Source organism: Scytonema sp. NUACC21, from assembly GCF_054684315.1.
In genome coordinates, this window is record NZ_BAAFZH010000109.1 from 84745 (window position 1) to 101668 (window position 16924).

At 40.6% G+C, this 16924-nt stretch carries 17 protein-coding genes and 1 pseudogene; 12 read left to right on the plus strand and 6 right to left on the minus strand.

The features are described from left to right. Window positions 1-335: 335 nt before the first annotated feature. Window positions 336-2096, plus strand: a complete 1761-nt coding sequence (locus tag ACYRY3_RS42595) for a WD40 repeat domain-containing protein (protein WP_460208301.1) — start codon at window positions 336-338, stop codon at window positions 2094-2096. 105 nt (window positions 2097-2201) lie between these two features. On the opposite strand, the gene ACYRY3_RS42600 is transcribed toward ACYRY3_RS42595, so the two are convergent. Both ACYRY3_RS42600 and ACYRY3_RS42605 read right to left on the minus strand, forming a co-directional pair. Then, on the minus strand, window positions 2202-2948 hold the full coding sequence (locus ACYRY3_RS42600; protein WP_460207883.1) for a creatininase family protein: 747 nt from the start codon (window positions 2946-2948) through the stop codon (window positions 2202-2204). Window positions 2949-2954: 6 nt separating this feature from the next. After that, window positions 2955-3227 (minus strand): cupin domain-containing protein, encoded by a 273-nt coding sequence (locus tag ACYRY3_RS42605; protein ID WP_460207884.1) that lies wholly within the window; start codon window positions 3225-3227, stop codon window positions 2955-2957. 51 nt (window positions 3228-3278) lie between these two features. Between ACYRY3_RS42605 and ACYRY3_RS42610 the strand changes: the two genes are divergently transcribed. From ACYRY3_RS42610 to ACYRY3_RS42645, 8 genes are all read left to right on the plus strand, one after another. Beyond that, the gene (locus ACYRY3_RS42610) at window positions 3279-3425 is read left to right on the plus strand and encodes a hypothetical protein (protein ID WP_460207885.1); all 147 of its coding nucleotides are present in this window, start codon (window positions 3279-3281) and stop codon (window positions 3423-3425) included. Window positions 3426-3604: 179 nt separating this feature from the next. Then, window positions 3605-4285 carry a response regulator transcription factor gene (locus tag ACYRY3_RS42615; protein WP_460207886.1) on the plus strand — a complete coding sequence of 227 codons (681 nt, stop codon included), beginning with the start codon at window positions 3605-3607 and terminating at the stop codon, window positions 4283-4285. A gap of 152 nt (window positions 4286-4437) precedes the next feature. Further along, window positions 4438-5412 carry a sodium-dependent bicarbonate transport family permease gene (locus tag ACYRY3_RS42620; RefSeq protein ID WP_460207887.1) on the plus strand — a complete coding sequence of 325 codons (975 nt, stop codon included), beginning with the start codon at window positions 4438-4440 and terminating at the stop codon, window positions 5410-5412. A gap of 3 nt (window positions 5413-5415) precedes the next feature. After that, complete coding sequence (locus ACYRY3_RS42625; RefSeq protein WP_460207888.1) at window positions 5416-6039, plus strand: P-II family nitrogen regulator; 624 nt, start codon at window positions 5416-5418, stop codon at window positions 6037-6039. A gap of 49 nt (window positions 6040-6088) precedes the next feature. Further along, window positions 6089-6763, plus strand: a complete 675-nt coding sequence (locus ACYRY3_RS42630; RefSeq protein WP_460208302.1) for a carbonic anhydrase — start codon at window positions 6089-6091, stop codon at window positions 6761-6763. 139 nt (window positions 6764-6902) lie between these two features. After that, on the plus strand, window positions 6903-8288 hold the full coding sequence (locus ACYRY3_RS42635; RefSeq protein ID WP_460207889.1) for a sensor histidine kinase: 1386 nt from the start codon (window positions 6903-6905) through the stop codon (window positions 8286-8288). 112 nt (window positions 8289-8400) lie between these two features. Continuing rightward, complete coding sequence (locus tag ACYRY3_RS42640; protein ID WP_460207890.1) at window positions 8401-9375, plus strand: sodium-dependent bicarbonate transport family permease; 975 nt, start codon at window positions 8401-8403, stop codon at window positions 9373-9375. 34 nt (window positions 9376-9409) lie between these two features. Then, window positions 9410-9931, plus strand: a complete 522-nt coding sequence (locus ACYRY3_RS42645) for a hypothetical protein (RefSeq protein WP_460207891.1) — start codon at window positions 9410-9412, stop codon at window positions 9929-9931. A gap of 136 nt (window positions 9932-10067) precedes the next feature. Here the strand turns inward: ACYRY3_RS42645 and ACYRY3_RS42650 are convergent, their stop codons facing one another. Together ACYRY3_RS42650 and ACYRY3_RS42655 are read right to left on the minus strand one after the other, a co-directional pair. Beyond that, on the minus strand, window positions 10068-10427 hold the full coding sequence (locus ACYRY3_RS42650; RefSeq protein ID WP_460208303.1) for a Mo-dependent nitrogenase C-terminal domain-containing protein: 360 nt from the start codon (window positions 10425-10427) through the stop codon (window positions 10068-10070). Between the two features lie 728 nt (window positions 10428-11155). Next, window positions 11156-11938 (minus strand): Uma2 family endonuclease, encoded by a 783-nt coding sequence (locus ACYRY3_RS42655; protein WP_460207892.1) that lies wholly within the window; start codon window positions 11936-11938, stop codon window positions 11156-11158. 129 nt (window positions 11939-12067) lie between these two features. On the opposite strand from ACYRY3_RS42655, the gene ACYRY3_RS42660 reads away from it, so the two are divergent. Next, complete coding sequence (locus ACYRY3_RS42660) at window positions 12068-12241, plus strand: hypothetical protein (RefSeq protein WP_460207893.1); 174 nt, start codon at window positions 12068-12070, stop codon at window positions 12239-12241. 539 nt (window positions 12242-12780) lie between these two features. Here the strand turns inward: ACYRY3_RS42660 and ACYRY3_RS42665 are convergent. Beyond that, complete coding sequence (locus ACYRY3_RS42665; RefSeq protein WP_460207894.1) at window positions 12781-13707, minus strand: glycosyltransferase family 2 protein; 927 nt, start codon at window positions 13705-13707, stop codon at window positions 12781-12783. A 237-nt stretch (window positions 13708-13944) separates the two neighbouring features. Between ACYRY3_RS42665 and ACYRY3_RS42670 the strand changes: the two genes are divergently transcribed. After that, window positions 13945-14097: a transposase gene (locus tag ACYRY3_RS42670; RefSeq protein WP_460207895.1), complete on the plus strand. Its 153-nt coding sequence runs from the start codon at window positions 13945-13947 to the stop codon at window positions 14095-14097. 561 nt (window positions 14098-14658) lie between these two features. On the opposite strand, the pseudogene ACYRY3_RS42675 reads toward ACYRY3_RS42670, so the two are convergent. Beyond that, window positions 14659-15258 (minus strand): annotated as a pseudogene (locus ACYRY3_RS42675) (TRCF domain-containing protein); the annotation flags it as partial. Window positions 15259-16206: 948 nt separating this feature from the next. Between ACYRY3_RS42675 and ACYRY3_RS42680 the strand changes: the two are divergent. Beyond that, complete coding sequence (locus tag ACYRY3_RS42680) at window positions 16207-16923, plus strand: hypothetical protein (protein WP_460207896.1); 717 nt, start codon at window positions 16207-16209, stop codon at window positions 16921-16923. Window position 16924: the final 1 nt, after the last annotated feature.

The window sequence follows — 16924 nt, forward strand, 5'->3', positions numbered from 1 at the left end:
TGTGGAGGTAAAACATATGGCACTGGCGTGTATTAGACGATTCCCAATAACAAGACATTTGGTATCTAAGTAAGTGGGTGACATTAAATCTAACTGTATTGGTCGTTATTTGTCCAAAGCCCTTTGCTCTAAACAAATGGCTCTTGACGAATGACGGAGGAAGACCTTCACGAGTGAAATTTATTTGTACCGAGCTACTTACTCTTACAAATGATTGTGTTAAATTAACTACTGGAATTACTGGCTCTTTAAAGAACCAAAGTTGATAAACTAACTAAGCAATTGCCCTGGCATAACATAAGGTAGGTATGCAACACTGCCCCACAGCAATGCAAATGGATTGGATTAGCTTACTCAAATCTCAACAAGCTGATTTCCTTCAACGAGTAAAAAAACCTAAGACTTACGACCTGTCTTTGTTAGAAAGTCAAGTTAAAGGGTGCCATAGTGAAATTATGGCATTTTGGGGCGAACCATTGGCAAAACTGCTGGAGACTGCTCGCCAACAAGCAGAAATTGTTGCCAAAAATCCCCCGCCGACACCGCCTGATTATCCTGACTCTCCTGATTGGGCAATACCTTTCCCAAAATACTTCGAGCAGCAAGCGGAAGATTTCCTCTTTAGGGAGCAAATTGTAGACCGTGTCATGAACGATCGCTTGCGGAAACAAATCAAAAAAGTTCCTCAAGACCCCTTAATTGGAATGGTTCTAGACGACGAAGGCAATTTACGTGGAGAGAGTAAATTTCCTTACAAGCTAGCTGCTAACCCTAAAGTAAGTATTCAAGTTTGTGTTGCTGATGGAGAAAGTTTTAATAGTATAAAAAAAGACAAAGTAAGATGGTCGGTGACTCAAGAAGATTTGAGAAACCATCAACTTATAGTGTTTCTGTGTCTATTTTATCCATTTACGGGTAAAAGAGGTTACGAAAAACAAGCAGTAATTGCAGGTTTTTTGCCCGCAGAACAACTGGAATTGGGCGAGCCAAAAATTTATTTAACCCCAAGTAACTTACTATACGCGGGGGGATTGAGTTGGTATTTGGAATCTCTAGTTGCCAAAAAAGACACAATACGGATACTCGACGATATTGTGATGGCAGAAACAACTCAAACTCTACCACCAGATCATCCCCTCAAAACCGTAGTGGGAGATTGGGAATGCTGGCAAACCCTCAAGGGGCACACCCGAGGAATTAATTGCCTTGCTTTTAGTTACAAAAGTCATCACGGTAACACTTCGCCTTTAGTCGCTAGTGGTAGCCGTGGAGAAACTAAGCTGTGGGATTTAACTAGGGGGGAGTTAGTAGGAACTTTATCAGAATACCCTTGGACTGTATCTGGGTTGGTAGATGAAGTGAATTCCCTCGCGTTCAGCCCAGATGGGCAAACTTTAGTAAGTGGGGGTGCAGACTCTACAATTAAAATTTGGCATACAGGGGCACAAGACCTGATAGATATCCTACACAAGCATAATGGGATGGTGCGGTGCGTTGCCTTTACCCCAGATGGACAAACAATTGCAACTGGGGGAGACGACAGGAAAATTATGTTTTGGGACTTGACACAGCGTCAGGTTGCTACCGCCCTATCTTTAGATGATACTGCTGCCCATTCCCTAGCTTTAAGCCCAGATGGCAGAACTCTCATCACAGGCAGCTACCGCAAAATTAAAGTGTGGCGCATCTTTTTTGAGAGAGAAAGTGCAACTTTTGACTCAGAGTTATTGCACTCGTTTACAGGTCATACCCACATTGTTCGTGCCCTAGCCATAAGTTCAGATGGCAAAATTTTGGTCAGCGGCAGCCGCGATAAAACGATTAAAATCTGGCAGTTAGAAACGGGAGAATTGCTCTGTACCCTTAATGGTCATAGGGATGGGGTCTATGCGATCGCATTAAGCCCCGATGGAAAAATCATTGCCAGTGGCAGTGCTGATAAGACCATCAAATTGTGGCATTTAGAAACAGGTGAACTACTGGGTACATTTACTGGTCATGGTCATACAGTGACAGCAGTTGCCTTCACGTCTTCAGGAGAACTTTTAGTAAGTGGAAGTTTGGATAAGACGATTAAAATTTGGCAGCGGACTTAGAACAAGACATGAGGTTAAGGCTCGCAAACGGATGTAATGGATAAACAATCTGTAGGGCTTACAGGTCAACTATCCAATACATCCGTTACCCATCTACTACCTAGTTCACTCTCCGTTTAAAAACTCCAGATAACCCTGACTCAGTTCCTTCACCGCCAATTCATAAAACTGCTGACCGTGTTCGGGTGTTGCTAAGGCAGGATTTGAACCCATTCTGCCATCTGGGTATCTTTGGCGAAAGTCCGTCGCACCATAAATTTTGTGTCCCCTGCCAACTTCCTCTGAAAGAGGCGCTTCCTTAATCGACTCTGGGTAGACGTATTGAGTAACGGCAACTTCACTTGGCGTTGCATGAGAACCTTCTTGGTCGCCATATAATTCTTTTGCTAGCCTGTAAACCGAACTGCACATAAACCAGTTAGCAATTTGGCATTGCACCTTATGGGCATTGGGAATTTGCAAGTCTTCTAAGTGAGCATAGGTTTCAGAAAAAGCTGCCTTGAGGGTAGCTATATTTCCCCCATGCCCATTAATAAAGTAAAACTTAGTAAAACCAGCTTTCACTAAAGATGTGGTGTAATCTCGCACCAATTGAATCATCGTGCTGGGGCGCAAGCTGATGGTGCCGGGAAAGGCAGTATGATGCAAAGCCATGCCAACGGGAATTGTCGGACCAACCATTGCGTGGGTTGCCTCTCCCACACCTTGGGCGATCGCTTCCGCACAAATCGCATCTGTGCCAATCAATCCTGTGGGTCCGTGTTGCTCGGTGGAACCTATGGGAAAAATCATCCCACGAGACTGCTGTAGATAAGCTTCGACTTCTTGCCAAGTACTTAAATGCAATAACATCTTTCTCTAATCAAAACAATAATGTTTTTTCACGTCGCTTCTAATTTCCCAAATGCAAGACATACCAGCTGGAAAAGTAACTAAATCACCTTTGCCCATTTGCACTGGCTGACCGCTATCAGGAGTAACAATGACATCGCCTTCTAAAAAATAGCAAGTTTCTTGTGTATCGTAACTCCAAGGAAAGGTAGAAGCTTCCTTAGTCCAAATTGACCATTTAAAGACACCTAACTCGTTCAATTCTTCTTGGCTGGGTTGATGCTGAATTTTAATTTCCATTTTTGTCAACTTCCCAAAAGGTGGATATTCAAAACTATAGGGGATGATGCTGTGCTATTCCGTTCTAAGGTTGGCAATAACGTTACAATTGGTTCTGGAGCGTTGGTTGTTGATGTTACTCTAGGCGACGGTATGAAAATACCAGATAATGCAGTGATTACAACGCAAGAACAAGCAGATGCACTGAAATCGGCGTAATTCGAGCAAAATTTCTGTGGTGGGAAGTTATGGCTATTCTCGTTTGAATTTCATAGATTGAAGCAACTTTGGTAGAGATGTTACGTGTAACATCTCTACATGTAGTATAGTTATGAGCTTTTTTAAAGCTAAGTAAAATTTAATACTAGATATAATCTAGAGAAGTAATATAAACTAATATGCGGATTTTACTAGTTGAAGATGAACCAGGGATTGCCCAATTTATTAGTCAGGGTCTTAGAGAAACAGGCTACGCTGTGGATGTTGCTCAAGATGGTGAAGAAGGGAGGGAATACATCTCCTCTGTTGAGTACGACATCATTATCTTGGACATCATGCTCCCAAATATTGACGGTTTAAAGCTATTAGGAGAGTTCCGGAGTCAGAAAGTTCAGACTCCTGTGTTGCTACTGACAGCACGGGATACTGTAGAGGACAGGGTGAAAGGTTTGGATCGAGGAGCTGATGACTATCTAGTCAAACCTTTTGCATTTTCCGAACTCCTTGCACGATTGCGAGCTTTACAACGTCGCCCTCCATTACAATTCGATACTACCCTACAAGTTGGTGATTTAACAATGGATCTTGTGACAAGAGAAGTTCAACGCGCAGGGCGTGTAATTGATTTGAGCCCGTTAGAATTTAAACTCCTAGAATATCTGTTGCGAAATTCCAATTCAGTACTTACCCGAACTCAAATAGGGGAGCATGTCTGGGACTTTGATTTTTACAGTGATTCCAATGTAGTCGATGTATATATCGGTTATCTTAGACGAAAAATAGACCGAGGTTTCGACCAACCACTACTCCATACAGTTAGAGGAGTAGGGTATTGCCTGAAATCTTGTTCGATTAGTTAATATTTCATCGTATGTATATTACTATGTTTACCGTAAATTTACCATTACTTTTTGCCTAAGAAAATTCTTAAATTTTTCTCACTGTTTTCTTAAGAAATGTCAACTAACCTTTAAACAGGTTATCAGAGGTTACATTTCTTAGGAGAAAATTTGTGGATAGCAGTTTAATTCTGTTTAATATTTTGAACCCACCAGTTTTATTCTTCTTTTTAGGAATGCTGGCGGTTTTTTTGAAATCTGACTTGGAAATTCCTCAACCCTTACCTAAGTTATTTTCTCTTTATTTACTTTTGGCAATTGGGTTTAAAGGAGGTTATGAACTAGAAGAAAGTGGGGTAAATTTGCAAATTGCCTTGACTCTCATAGCTGCTATTGTTATGGCTGTCATTGTTCCGATATACACTTTCTTGATTCTCAGACTCAAACTCGATCGTTATAATGCAGCTGCGATCGCAGCTACCTATGGTTCTATTAGTGCAGTCACTTTTATTACAGCAAGTTCGTTCCTGGATAAACTGCATATTTCTCATGGGGGACATATGGTAGCCGCCTTAGCGTTAATGGAATCTCCTGCTATCATCATCGGATTGATTTTAGTCCGATTATTTGCCCAGAAAAAAGAAGGTAACGAGGAGTTTTCTTGGGGAGAAGTGCTGCGAGAGGCTTTCTTAAATGCTTCTGTTTTTCTCTTGGTTGGAAGTCTAATTGTTGGAATCTTAAGAGGAGAAAAAGGTTGGGAAAAGATGCAACCTTTTACTCAAGGTATATTTTATGGTGCTCTCACTTTCTTTTTACTTGACATGGGATTGGTTGCTGCTAAAAGAATTAAGGATTTAAGCAAGACAGGTTCTTTCCTGATTGGCTTTTCTATCTTCATTCCAGTTGCCAATGCTATTCTAGGAATTTTGGTAGCAAAAGTTTTAGGTTTTGGCGAAGGAAATGGGCTTTTATTTGCGGTTTTATGTGCAAGTGCTTCCTATATTGCTGTTCCTGCAGCCATGAGATTAACAGTGCCCGAAGCCAATCCCAGTCTTTACGTTTCTATGGCATTAGCTTTAACTTTCCCTTTCAATATTATTGTGGGAATTCCTCGCTACTTAGAGATTATTAAGGTGCTTGGTGTATAAATCATGCAATTGGTAAACAAATTTGAAATCATTATCAGCACCTTAGAGCTTTATAAAGTGTTAGATATATTAGATTCAGTGAGAATTTCTGAGAACACGGTGATAGAAGATGTTTCAGGTAAAGGCGAGCGCGGTGTAATCTACAACGATTTGGGTCGAGAATATAGCAACAGTTATATTACAACTGTTTGCGCTTGTGAGAAACAAATGCATTATCTTTTAGGCGATATTTTACCTATTCTCAAAAAGATTGGCGGTGTTTGTCTAGTAACTGAGGCTAATTTGGTTTGTTCAGATAAAATATCCGATAACATAAATTTTGCGAGCATTGTTATGCAAGAAGTTAAAAGAGTAGAGATTATTCTCAACAGTTATCACATTGAAGACGCACTCAAAATTTTAGACAGCATCATGGTTTCTGGATATACTGTCCTAAAAAACACCTCTGGTAAAGGTGATAGAGGAATATCAGATTCAGATATAGACTATTCATTTAGCGGTAATTACATCATGACAGTTTGTACTAACGAACGACAATTGAACAATTTGATAGAAAAAATAACACCTCTTCTTAAGAAAGTGGGAGGTGTTTGTCTCGTGACTGATTCTAAGTGGGTTAGTCATTAATTCAATAAGTGTAAAAATTATTATCAACATGGTGAAACAAATGTCAGCAATGGCTATTAAACGTATTATTAGAGGACTGAACGAATTTCAAACGAACTATTTCACTGTTCATCAGGAATTATTTCGTCAGCTATCTCAAGAACAAACTCCTGAAATTCTCTTTATTACTTGTTCTGACTCCCGAATAGATCCAAATTTATTAACTCAAACTAAGCCGGGAGAACTATTTATTATTCGGAATATTGGCAATATCATTCCAGCACATGGAAGTGTCAATAGCAGCGAAGGAGCAGGGATTGAATATGCCGTTGCTGCGTTAAATATAAAGCATATTATTGTTTGCGGTCATTCTCACTGTGGCAGTATGAAAGGTCTCTTGCAACTGAATACTTTGCACGAGGAAATGCCCTTGGTTTACAACTGGTTAAAGCAACATGCAGAGTCTACTCGTCGTCTCTTGCGGGATAACTACAAAGACTACTCTAAAGAAGATTTGTTAAAAATTGCTGTAGAAGAAAATGTTTTAACTCAAATTGAAAACCTTGAAACTTATCCCGTTATTCGCTCAAAATTGCATGGGGGGAAATTATCTCTACACGCCTGGGTTTATGAGATTGAAACAGGAGAAATATTTGCTTATGATGCCAATAGTGGTAAATTTGTTCCTCTCAATTCCGATCCTTTTCCCGTTCCCGATCCTTTAGCTTGTTTGCAACCTAGATAGTTTTTTTAAAAGTAGTGTCATTAGTCCTTTGTCTTAAATAAAAAACGAATGACTAATGACTAAAAACGACTTCAGGAGTTACATTTATTTGTACCGACTTATTTATTGCCTGAAGTCTTGTATTATTAGTTTGATATCTATGTTTTTTCAATTCCGTAAAAGTACCATTAGGACACGCTTGACAGCTTGGTATATATTACTTTTAGGTTGTACGCTAGTCCTTTTCGGTACTTACCTCTATGTTCAATTGGAAAATAGCTTGCTGAGCCAATTAGATACAGCTTTGCAGGTCACCGCATCTGAAACCTTTGCAGAATTAACCGAGAAAAACGGTCATCCAGCCTTTCGGATAACAAAGCAATCTGAAGCTATTACCCGTCAGCTAAGTAATGCTGGCTTCGCTGTACGGTTACTGTCTCCTAGCGGTCAAGTCTGGGATGGCATTGGTAATTACCAAACTATACCATCCGTCATGCCAATAAAATCGGGTTATGTTAACTTGACCGAACACAACAGAATTTGGCGAGTTTACAGTCAACCACTCCCTTTGTCTCCAACACTAGGTTGGTTACAAGTTGCTCAATCTCTCAAACCAATTTCTGAAGCTTCTGAACATCTCCTGACTTTGATGCTTTTAAGTTGTCCTCTAATTTTATTAGTGGCTGGGTTTGGAGGATTATTTCTGGCTGAACGAGCGTTACGTCCTATCGATCGCATTATCCGCACAGCACGGGCAATCGGTCCGAATGATTTTACGCAGCGCATTGGTTATCAAGGTCCATCTGACGAAGTGGGACGGCTAGCTGTTACGATAGACAAGATGTTAGATCGTTTACAAGCCGCGTTTGAGCATGAACGACGATTTACAGCTGATGCATCTCACGAGTTACGCACGCCACTAACCGTTATTAAAGGACGAATTGGCGTTACCCTAAGTCGCTCTCGGACACCGGAAGAATATGAGAGTACCCTCCAAGACTTACAAACAGAGGTCGATCGCCTCATTCGTCTCGCCAATGGGTTGCTTTTTTTGAGTCGCTTAGAGCAGAGCGAACTGACTTATCAAGACAACTTTACTTCTATTGACTTGAGTAGCTTATTAGAAATTCTTGTAGAGCAAATTCAACCTCTAGCGGAAATTAAGAATATTACAATTGTTGCTAAAATTAGTTCTTCTCTTTACGTTAAGGGTTATTCCGACCACTTAACGAGTGTGTTTTTAAATTTGCTGGATAATGCCATTAAGTATACCCCAAATGAGGGTCAGGTTGTGGTGGAAGCACAAAAGGAATTGTTACAGGCTCGAATTGCTGTGACAAACACTGGTAGAGGAATTGAGCCACAGCATTTACCCCTTTTGTTCGATCGCTTCTATCGTATAGAGAGCGATCGCTCTCGCAGTAGCGGAGGATCGGGATTGGGATTGGCGATTGCCAATGAAATTGTTCGTCTGCATCATGGTGAGATTTCTGTCAAGAGCCAACTTAACCACTCCACAACTTTTACCGTAAATTTACCGCTTTGAAACGGAACTCCAATCCTAAGAAAATTCTTAAACTCTTCTCACTATTTTCTTAAGATTTATGAACTAATTTATAGAACAGTTCAGCAAAGTTTGCAACTCTTAGGAAAAAGCAATGGATGGAAGTCTAATCCTATTTAATATTTTAAACCCGCCAGTTCTATTCTTTTTTTTGGGAATGCTGGCGGTTTTTTTGAAATCTGACTTGGAAATTCCTCAACCCTTACCTAAGTTATTTTCCCTGTATTTACTTTTGGCGATTGGGTTTAAAGGAGGTTATGAACTTGCAGAGAGTGGTATGAACTTGCAGATTGCAATAACTCTCATAGCTGCTGTTGTCATGGCTTCAATCGTCCCAGTATATACCTTCTTTATTCTCAGGCTCAAACTTGACCATTACAATGCAGCAGCAATAGCAGCCACCTATGGTTCTATTAGTGCCGTCACTTTTATTACGGCTAGCTCTTTTCTAGAAAAACTTCATATTGCCTATGGGGGACACATGGTTGCTGCATTAGCTCTCATGGAATCTCCCGCTATCATTATCGGCTTAATTCTCGTGAGAGCATTTGCCCCTAAGACACAAGGTGATGAAAAGTTTTCTTGGGGTGAAGTGTTACGAGAAGCTTTCTTAAACGGTTCTGTCTTTCTCTTGGTTGGAAGTCTCATTGTTGGAATGCTTACAGGAGAAAAAGGTTGGGAAAAGTTACAACCCTTCACTCAAGGAATCTTTTATGGTGCTCTCACTTTTTTTCTACTTGATATGGGATTGGTTGCTGCTAGAAGAATTAAAGATTTAAGCAAAACAGGTTCTTTCCTCATTGCTTTTTCCATCTTCATTCCAGTTGCCAATGCTATTCTAGGAACTTTGATGGCAAAAGTTCTAGGCTTTGGGGAAGGAAATGGGCTCTTATTTGCAGTTTTATGTGCAAGTGCTTCCTATATTGCCGTTCCTGCAGCCATGAGATTAACAGTTCCCGAAGCCAATCCCAGTCTTTACGTTTCTATGGCGTTAGCTTTGACTTTTCCCTTCAACATTATTGTTGGAATTCCTCTCTATTTACAAATTCTTAAGCTTGTTGGTGTGTAAGTTACGCAATTTGTTAACTCAATAGAAAATATTTATGAAAGAATTGCAGGCATTTGAAGAAGAGCTAAAGTTTGAAAAATTGTTGAAACGTTCTCCTCAAATGTCCCTAGAAGCCATTGAAGAAAAGGTATCAGAGAAGGCAAATGAGATAGCTGAAGAGTATCAACGGAAAAGTAGTAATGCGATCGCCAACATTTTTGCAGATTTACTCAGTTTAATTGCTTTTGCAGGCGTTGTAGTGACCAACAAAAGAGGGATAGCGGCGGTTAAAACTCTTCTTAATGAGATTATCTACGGTTTGAGTGATAGCGCCAAGGCATTCATTATTATTCTATTCACAGATATTTTTGTAGGGTTCCATTCACCACATGGATGGGAAGTGATTTTAGAGAGTTTAGCAAGTCATCTAGGAGTTCCAGCAGATAGAAATGTTATTTTCCTCTTCATTGCAACATTCCCTGTGATTTTAGACACCATCTTTAAGTATTGGATTTTCCGATATCTGAACCAAATATCACCTTCAGCAGTGGCAACACTTAAAAATATGAATGAGTAAGGAATTTCAAAAATTCAGTTTCACTTTCGTCTGTGAAGGCGGATGAGAGGATGCCAAGCACCTAAAAATGTGAGTTATTCCCCCGATAGTTAATCGCCGACGTTGTCTGCTTTACTAATGTCCCTTTGAGAGCATCCTAGCAGTAGGAACGAATATCTTCACCGCACACATCTGCTAAATAACACAAAGCACGGAAACGCAAACCAACAAACTGGTCATAGAGCGGATTGAGTTTGCACAAAGGAGGAATATGGGCAATTTTACGACCAAAGAACATGATATCCCGTTCAAACGGACATTGAGCGGGGATCGCTTTGGCAATAAATCTTGCCAGTTCTTGATTCTGGATATTCAATGAATCAAGCGATTGACGCAATGGTTGCAGAAAATCAAACTTGGGTTTAGTCAATTGATTGCGATTTGCTATTTGCTCGTTTTCTACAGCAGGACTGACAAAGGCAGAAAAGAAGATACGTTCGTTGTTAGTTTCAAGCATAGTTGTAATCAGCCTCTCCTTAGAGGGATAAAGTAGTCGATGTTTTGTCATTTCCCAAACTACCTTTTGCAGCAGTTCTATTCATGCTTGCTCATAGCAGTATGGCAACACATCGCAGCAGCATTTACATAATTACTTACTGAGTAAATGCTCCAGACAATGTTATTAAAACTTACTGGGGTGTGAAAAACTGTCCAGCTTAATACAAAATTATTAAAACAATCTAAACGAGCTTTTTGAGCTTCTTAAATGCCGATATCGGTTACAGCGCTTTTATACTTAAAAGATAAACGGCTTTTGCTCAAACCAAACAGTACCTTGAGTTGTAAATTCTCCAACAAAATAACCGTTTTGCTCATACTTAGGCTATACTTTACTAGAATTTAGTATCAGGACAACTGATTCTAAGCTATTCCATAACTGGCGAATTGTAAGCTACGTTACAAAATGTAAAGGTATAAATAAATTAGATAAGTAAATATAACCAAGCAAATGTTTTTAAACGGAAAGCGATAAGCAAAGCTTGCTCGCTACGCGAGATCGCTCCTGCTACAAAGCTAACAGACTGAACACAGCGCAAGCAGCCGCTTATATGCATCTGGGAGTGGGAAAGACGATAATATGCGGATAAGAACAGTGGTGACGCTCAGGTAAAAAGGGAGATTTGGTGATGAAGAGGAGTTAATTTTTGAATATTAATGTACAAGTGTAGAAACAAAAATTTGTTCCTACTCTAAGGTATCGGGATCGACACCTAAAGAACGCAGTTTCTCCCTCAACTGTTGTACCTCTAATTCAGCCTGTTCGGCGCGTTGGCGTTCCTGTTCAGCACGTTGACGTTCCTGTTCGGCGCGTTGGCGTTCCTGTTCAGCGCGTTGACGTTGCTGTTCAGCACGTTCCTCAGCTTGTTGTCTTGCTATGACTTCTTGACGTAGCGCTTGTGCCAGTTCATCGGGTAAGAGTAACTTTTCTCCCGTATCCTCGCGATAAAATCCGATCAGCTTATCTTCTACTTGCAAGCGTAACTGTAACGGTTCGCTGCGGCTATCCTCAATCAATTCGTAACTTTCCCCTCGCAGACGATATCCCCTGAGTTTTTCTTCTATCCACTCTCCTTTCGGGTCAAATAACCAGTACTCCTTTACACCAAGTTGTTCGTATAAAGTTTTTTTCAATATTTGGTCAGTGTCTTTTGTTCCTGGTGAGGTCATTTCAAAAATCACACTCGGTACTTGACCTTCTTCCCAAATCTTATAACTGTCACGTCCACCAAGCGGCACATCAAATATTACCATCACATCTGGTGCTACTCTCAATTTGGGAAAACCTTGGGAATAAAACAGAAATTGGTTTCCCAACACGGTTGCTTGACGTGATGCTAAGTACTGTCGCAGAACTTCTAAGGTTGTTAACAACGAATACAGGTGGTCGTAAGTTTCTGCCACAGGTTCTCCATCTGCAGTTGGATAAAAGGGTTCTGTTTGTTGAGCAACTTTTACAATAGCTGTCATGTTTCTTAGTCCCGTTGTGGAACTATTGTAGATTTCTCATCTCATTCAATTTTAGATAAAAAATATATCCTTTGTTTAAAAAATAACAATCACTACAACAGGTGCAAAACTCATTTTTACCTATGTGTTATGAAGATTGCGATCGCTTTTTGTATGGATGGAAGCAATCCGATTCCCATACCTGCGGCATCTCAAGTTTCAATCTCGCAAGCAGGTTTCAGTTATTTGAAAGAAATATTGACCCATCTTGGTACTATAGACGATCGCTTGTTTCAATCCCGCAAGCGGTTTTCATTTGGTTGAAAGTTGCGATCGCACTGTGAACAAGTTTTTGAGCTAGGAGTTTCAATCCCGCAAGCGGGTTTCATTTGTTTGAAAGCTCGAAACAACATCAATCAACTGGTCTGACATCGTTTCTTTCAATCCCGCAACCAAGTTTCATTTGTTTGAAAGGGCAGCCGTGCATGGTAGTTTTCTCAATCGAAACCAGGTATTACTAGATTTAATTTCTGCTTACCAACCTCCCTACTGCTTGGGTCAAACCAAAGCTGGGCATCCGTGCCATCCACTATATGTAAAAAACAGTGTATGTCCCATGCAATTGTTGTCATGACTAAAACGTCTGGGCAGAGCAAAGTGCATACAACATAGACGTTTGTGAATGAAGTGGTAGCGCTAGCCTTTAGGGAGGCTACCTGCGGGAGCATCGCCTGAGTGCCAATAGGTTCATTATTACGTGTTAAAAGTTGAGTTTGCCAATGGCTCTTGTAGGTGGGTTAAATGCCAATGTCTCAAAATTGATATACCATTAAGATTGTTATAATCCATAAATACTAACCAGGTCAGGTAGTACTATGGGATTTGACAATTGACTCAAAAATTTCTTTCGTCTTAGCTCGAAAAGGAATATCTATTAGGATATAGAATAACCACTGTAAAGCAATAGAAAATTGACCGTGTTTGATAAAGACAAGTATGCGCTTTGGTGTTTCTAGTACCTGTTTATAAGGATGCTGATGAATCTGCTTATCAAATTCACTTTTCTTGAAAAGACTTTTGGGTAACAGCAGAACCGCAATTATCAAAGATTTGTAGTACTGGAGAATAGACCCTGACTTTAAGTTTTCATACAGATAATTCAAATCCCCGCCTAATCCTCTCCACATTCTTTCTTTAGAGGGAGCATTGAAGTGGTTTGCTTTCGCATATTCGGCATGAACTATTTTGTAACCATTCTTCTGAATCCTTCGCATGAATTCATGTTCATCACAAGCATAGCTGTTGAAGTATCGCAAATTCGTATCGAAGCGAAAGCGCTTAAAAATAGCTCGCCTGAATGACATAAAACTACCTGTTCCAGAAGTAGATGTTCCTTGAATCCAATCTCCACCGTACTGATAAACACATCCCCAAATAGCCGTGATGTCTGGGTCTCGATCGTAAAGTTTAACGAGCTCGTCAAGGCTATCGGGGAATAAACTAACATCATCATCAGTAAACACGATTATCTCTCCCCTCGCGTGAGCAATACCACGGTTTCTTGAAACGCATAATCCTTTGTTTTTTTCGTTGTGAAGAACATGAAGATTGCCCATTTTCTCCTTATAACTATTCAGCAAGTTCTGTGTATCATCTGTTGAACAGTCATTGACAACAACTATCTCATAATTGGAATAGCTAAGCTTTGCTAGTGCAGGAAGACTACAGTTGCATAAACTAGAAGCCCTGTTATAAGTTGACATGACAACAGACACTAATGGCTTTTCCATATCCTCTTTCCTTTTTCCTCTGTTTCCTAGTTATTCAGTTAAAAAAGCAAGGACGTATTCACCCAGGGCTATTTCATTCTAAATGTAAGAATTTTGTGATATAGTGCGGCGCGTTCACATTAGAGCGCATTTACTCCCATGAGCCAACTAGCGATAATTCGCAAAGAGTAGGAACGTCAAATCATCAAGCCTAGTTATACAGAAGTAAAAACTGAGACACGTTATTACATATCTTCATTGAGTGCAACAGCGCAAGAATTTAGCGCTTGCATCCGAGGATATTGGGGAGTTGAGAATAAAGTCCACGATGTTAGAGATGTCACACAAGGAGAAGATGACTCTAGGATTCGCACTAATCCTCTAACTCAGATTTTTGCTGTGTTCTCGTAACTTTGCCTCAATTTATATCGTTACCAGATGTTTGAAAACACGGCACCATCTCAAAGACTATGCTCGCTTGGTCTAGACACAGTCAAGCAAATTTTTAAAATGAAATAGCCCTGAATCCAATCACCGGATTCGACGATTGCTACCATTTTTTTACCTCAATTCTTACTAATTTGGTACAGATACTGATAGTTATTAATATGTCAACATGGATTAGTTTAATCTAGTTAGCTTTGATCGAGTTCAGTAGTTTTACTGGTTTTTTAAATCTTTACTCGATTTGCTGTTTCAGCCTTAGCATATTTAAGATGGGCCCGAGCTAGAATAAACTGAAATTCAGATATACAAAGTGATAACTTGCTTAAAGCAATTGAGATGGCTATTCCAGCAACGGCAATCGAACAGGCGCTCACCAAAGATACCCCTACGTTTTTCTAAGTTATTATTCATATTTTCTGTAATACTTGCTCACAAGTGGGAAGGCGTGGTGGGCTACGAAACTACGAAATAATCAATGGTGGGCAGTGCCCACCCTACTCCCACAAAGAAGGTGCAAGATGTCAGTTAAGCAAGAACTGCCTCTGGAACTGCGCCCTGCATCTTACCCAAAGCTTCAATCAACATTTGCAATTGTTGATCTGCCTTAACAACTGCTAATCCACGGACTGTGACTTTTCCAGGAGAATAAACAAACCGCGTTTTAAGGTTGTCCGGCAAATTCTCCGCCAATAAATTCCAGCCTGGTTCTTCCATCTGTGTTTCCAAAACGACGTGCTGCTTGTTTTCCGGTTTAATACGACTAAACCCTAAATTCCTTGCTAGTTGTTTCAGTTCCATCACCCGCAATAGTTGAGTTGCTGGTGTAGGAATTGCCCCAAATCGGTCATTCCATTCAGCAGCAATTTGCATTAACTCTTCCTTATTTTTTGCAGATGCCACCGCACGGTAAGCACTCATCTTTTGGTCTAAATCAGTTATGTAATCAGCTGGAATAAAGGCAGTGAGATTGAGGTCAATTTGCGTATCATCAACTTTAGGAATTTCTTGTCCCCTGATTTCACGGATAGCTTCTTCTAGCATTTCCATATATAAATCAAAACCAATTGCTTCCATTTGCCCTGATTGTTCTGCACCCAGCAAGTTACCCACACCGCGAATTTCCATGGGCGGTCAGCAACTGGCTCCGAGGGGAGTCCTGAGGGGGCGAGTTAGCCCCCTCGCGCACCCAGGACGCTACCCGACTACCACTCGCTCACTCCGCCATCACACCAATTCATCTCAAATTTCACCCAGAATTTTTCAAAGGTTGATCCACCACTCGCAACCAACCTGCTTTGCGTCAAATTTTTCTGACCTGATTCGTTTCAAGAGTACTAAAAAGCCCTTCTACCTACTTCAGGTTAGCCCTATCATTCACACCTCAATTTTCTTGAGTCAAAATACTCATTCCCGGCGGCTATATTTTGATCTTCTTTGATGTTGCTTTTTGCCTCAGGATAACATCATAGTTTCAAGCCATCATTTCACGTCCTATACACAGAGCGCCTTGCAGCCCTTGAATTAGTAGTTCATTTGTTCGCATTGAAAGGGCTGGCAGTGCCCACCCTACAAAATCAGAAGCTTTTTAAGCATCATCTTGCCATTGTGGTAAACTCAAAGTTTCAATCATATTGTCTGGGTCTGGTTACAAATCTTTTACTGCTAAGTAATCGTTCCAATGACAGAAAGGAGTTTTACGTATATATCATCAAAATCTGTTACTGTACTGTTTCCAACCCGTAAGATGGCACTGGTAAAAGCATAAAGTGGCAGTATGTGACAGTTTAATTATTAAGTTTTTGCAGTATAGTTGCTGCATAGTTGATGGCAAATAAGTAAATATACGGAAAAAAAGAAATATATAATTTTTACTTTCCGTAAGAAATACTATACCAGACAGCAAGTTGTTGGATTTAAACTGAGTTCTGGAAGGTTGCTAACGCCGATAACGCCTGTTCAAATAGCGTTAACTATGCCAAGTTACTGAGTTTTCCAATCATACATTCCTTCTGCCATCTCCAAATACCTTTAGTGGATATAAATCACTTGATGGAAAAACCCTTTAGGATTGCCATGTCAAACGGACTAATGGCACAAGCCATTCGAGTTCACTTCCCGGAAGACTTGTCCGGTGCTATGGGCGCTCTAGAACTCCATAGCCCGCGTCCTATTCTAGTAGTTGTGGGCGGTGCAAGTAAGATGAGTGAGGCTGACTACCGTCGTGTGAACTCATTATTTGTCAATGTTCTGGCTCCAGTGGCGGAAGAACTTGGTGCGTTTGTCATAGATGGTGGAACGGATTCTGGTGTCATGCAAATGATGGGGAGAGCTCGTGCTCAGACAACAGCGACATTTTCCTTGATTGGTGTAACTCCCGTTGGAAAAGTAGCGCTTCCCAATCAAATCCCCCCAACTGATGCTACACCGTTGGAACCGCACCACACTCACTTTGTGCTAGTTCCTGGTTCTAACTGGGGTGATGAATCGCCTTGGCTGGCGAAGATTGCAACTGTACTGGCAAAGGAAGCACCATCAGTCGCAGTAGTAGTTAATGGCGGGGAAATTACTAGGAAGGATGTCTTAGAGAACTTAAAAACCAATCGACCAGTGCTTGCTATTGCGGGAAGTGGGCGATTAGCTGATACACTGACCGCCGCGCTGCATGGGGACACTACTGATGAGCAGGCGAGAGAGTTAGTTGGTTCTGGGTTGATCCAAGCAATTGACTTGAAGGCGAGTTTTGATAGTGTGACTCAATTGATTAAGTTATATCTTGCACCAGCTATCTAAA

Coding starts and splice junctions, on each gene's coding strand:
- ACYRY3_RS42595 (WP_460208301.1), top strand. CDS start 336: ATGGATTGGATTAGCTTACTCAAATCTCAACAAGCTGATTTCCTTCAA.
- ACYRY3_RS42645 (WP_460207891.1), top strand. CDS start 9,410: ATGAAAGAATTGCAGGCATTTGAAGAAGAGCTAAAGTTTGAAAAATTG.
- ACYRY3_RS42630 (WP_460208302.1), top strand. CDS start 6,089: ATGGCTATTAAACGTATTATTAGAGGACTGAACGAATTTCAAACGAAC.
- ACYRY3_RS42640 (WP_460207890.1), top strand. CDS start 8,401: ATGGATGGAAGTCTAATCCTATTTAATATTTTAAACCCGCCAGTTCTA.
- ACYRY3_RS42660 (WP_460207893.1), top strand. CDS start 12,068: ATGAAGATTGCGATCGCTTTTTGTATGGATGGAAGCAATCCGATTCCC.
- ACYRY3_RS42615 (WP_460207886.1), top strand. CDS start 3,605: ATGCGGATTTTACTAGTTGAAGATGAACCAGGGATTGCCCAATTTATT.
- ACYRY3_RS42665 (WP_460207894.1), bottom strand. CDS start 13,707: ATGGAAAAGCCATTAGTGTCTGTTGTCATGTCAACTTATAACAGGGCT.
- ACYRY3_RS42650 (WP_460208303.1), bottom strand. CDS start 10,427: ATGCTTGAAACTAACAACGAACGTATCTTCTTTTCTGCCTTTGTCAGT.
- ACYRY3_RS42600 (WP_460207883.1), bottom strand. CDS start 2,948: ATGTTATTGCATTTAAGTACTTGGCAAGAAGTCGAAGCTTATCTACAG.
- ACYRY3_RS42635 (WP_460207889.1), top strand. CDS start 6,903: ATGTTTTTTCAATTCCGTAAAAGTACCATTAGGACACGCTTGACAGCT.
- ACYRY3_RS42655 (WP_460207892.1), bottom strand. CDS start 11,938: ATGACAGCTATTGTAAAAGTTGCTCAACAAACAGAACCCTTTTATCCA.
- ACYRY3_RS42605 (WP_460207884.1), bottom strand. CDS start 3,227: ATGGAAATTAAAATTCAGCATCAACCCAGCCAAGAAGAATTGAACGAG.
- ACYRY3_RS42680 (WP_460207896.1), top strand. CDS start 16,207: ATGTCAAACGGACTAATGGCACAAGCCATTCGAGTTCACTTCCCGGAA.
- ACYRY3_RS42625 (WP_460207888.1), top strand. CDS start 5,416: ATGCAATTGGTAAACAAATTTGAAATCATTATCAGCACCTTAGAGCTT.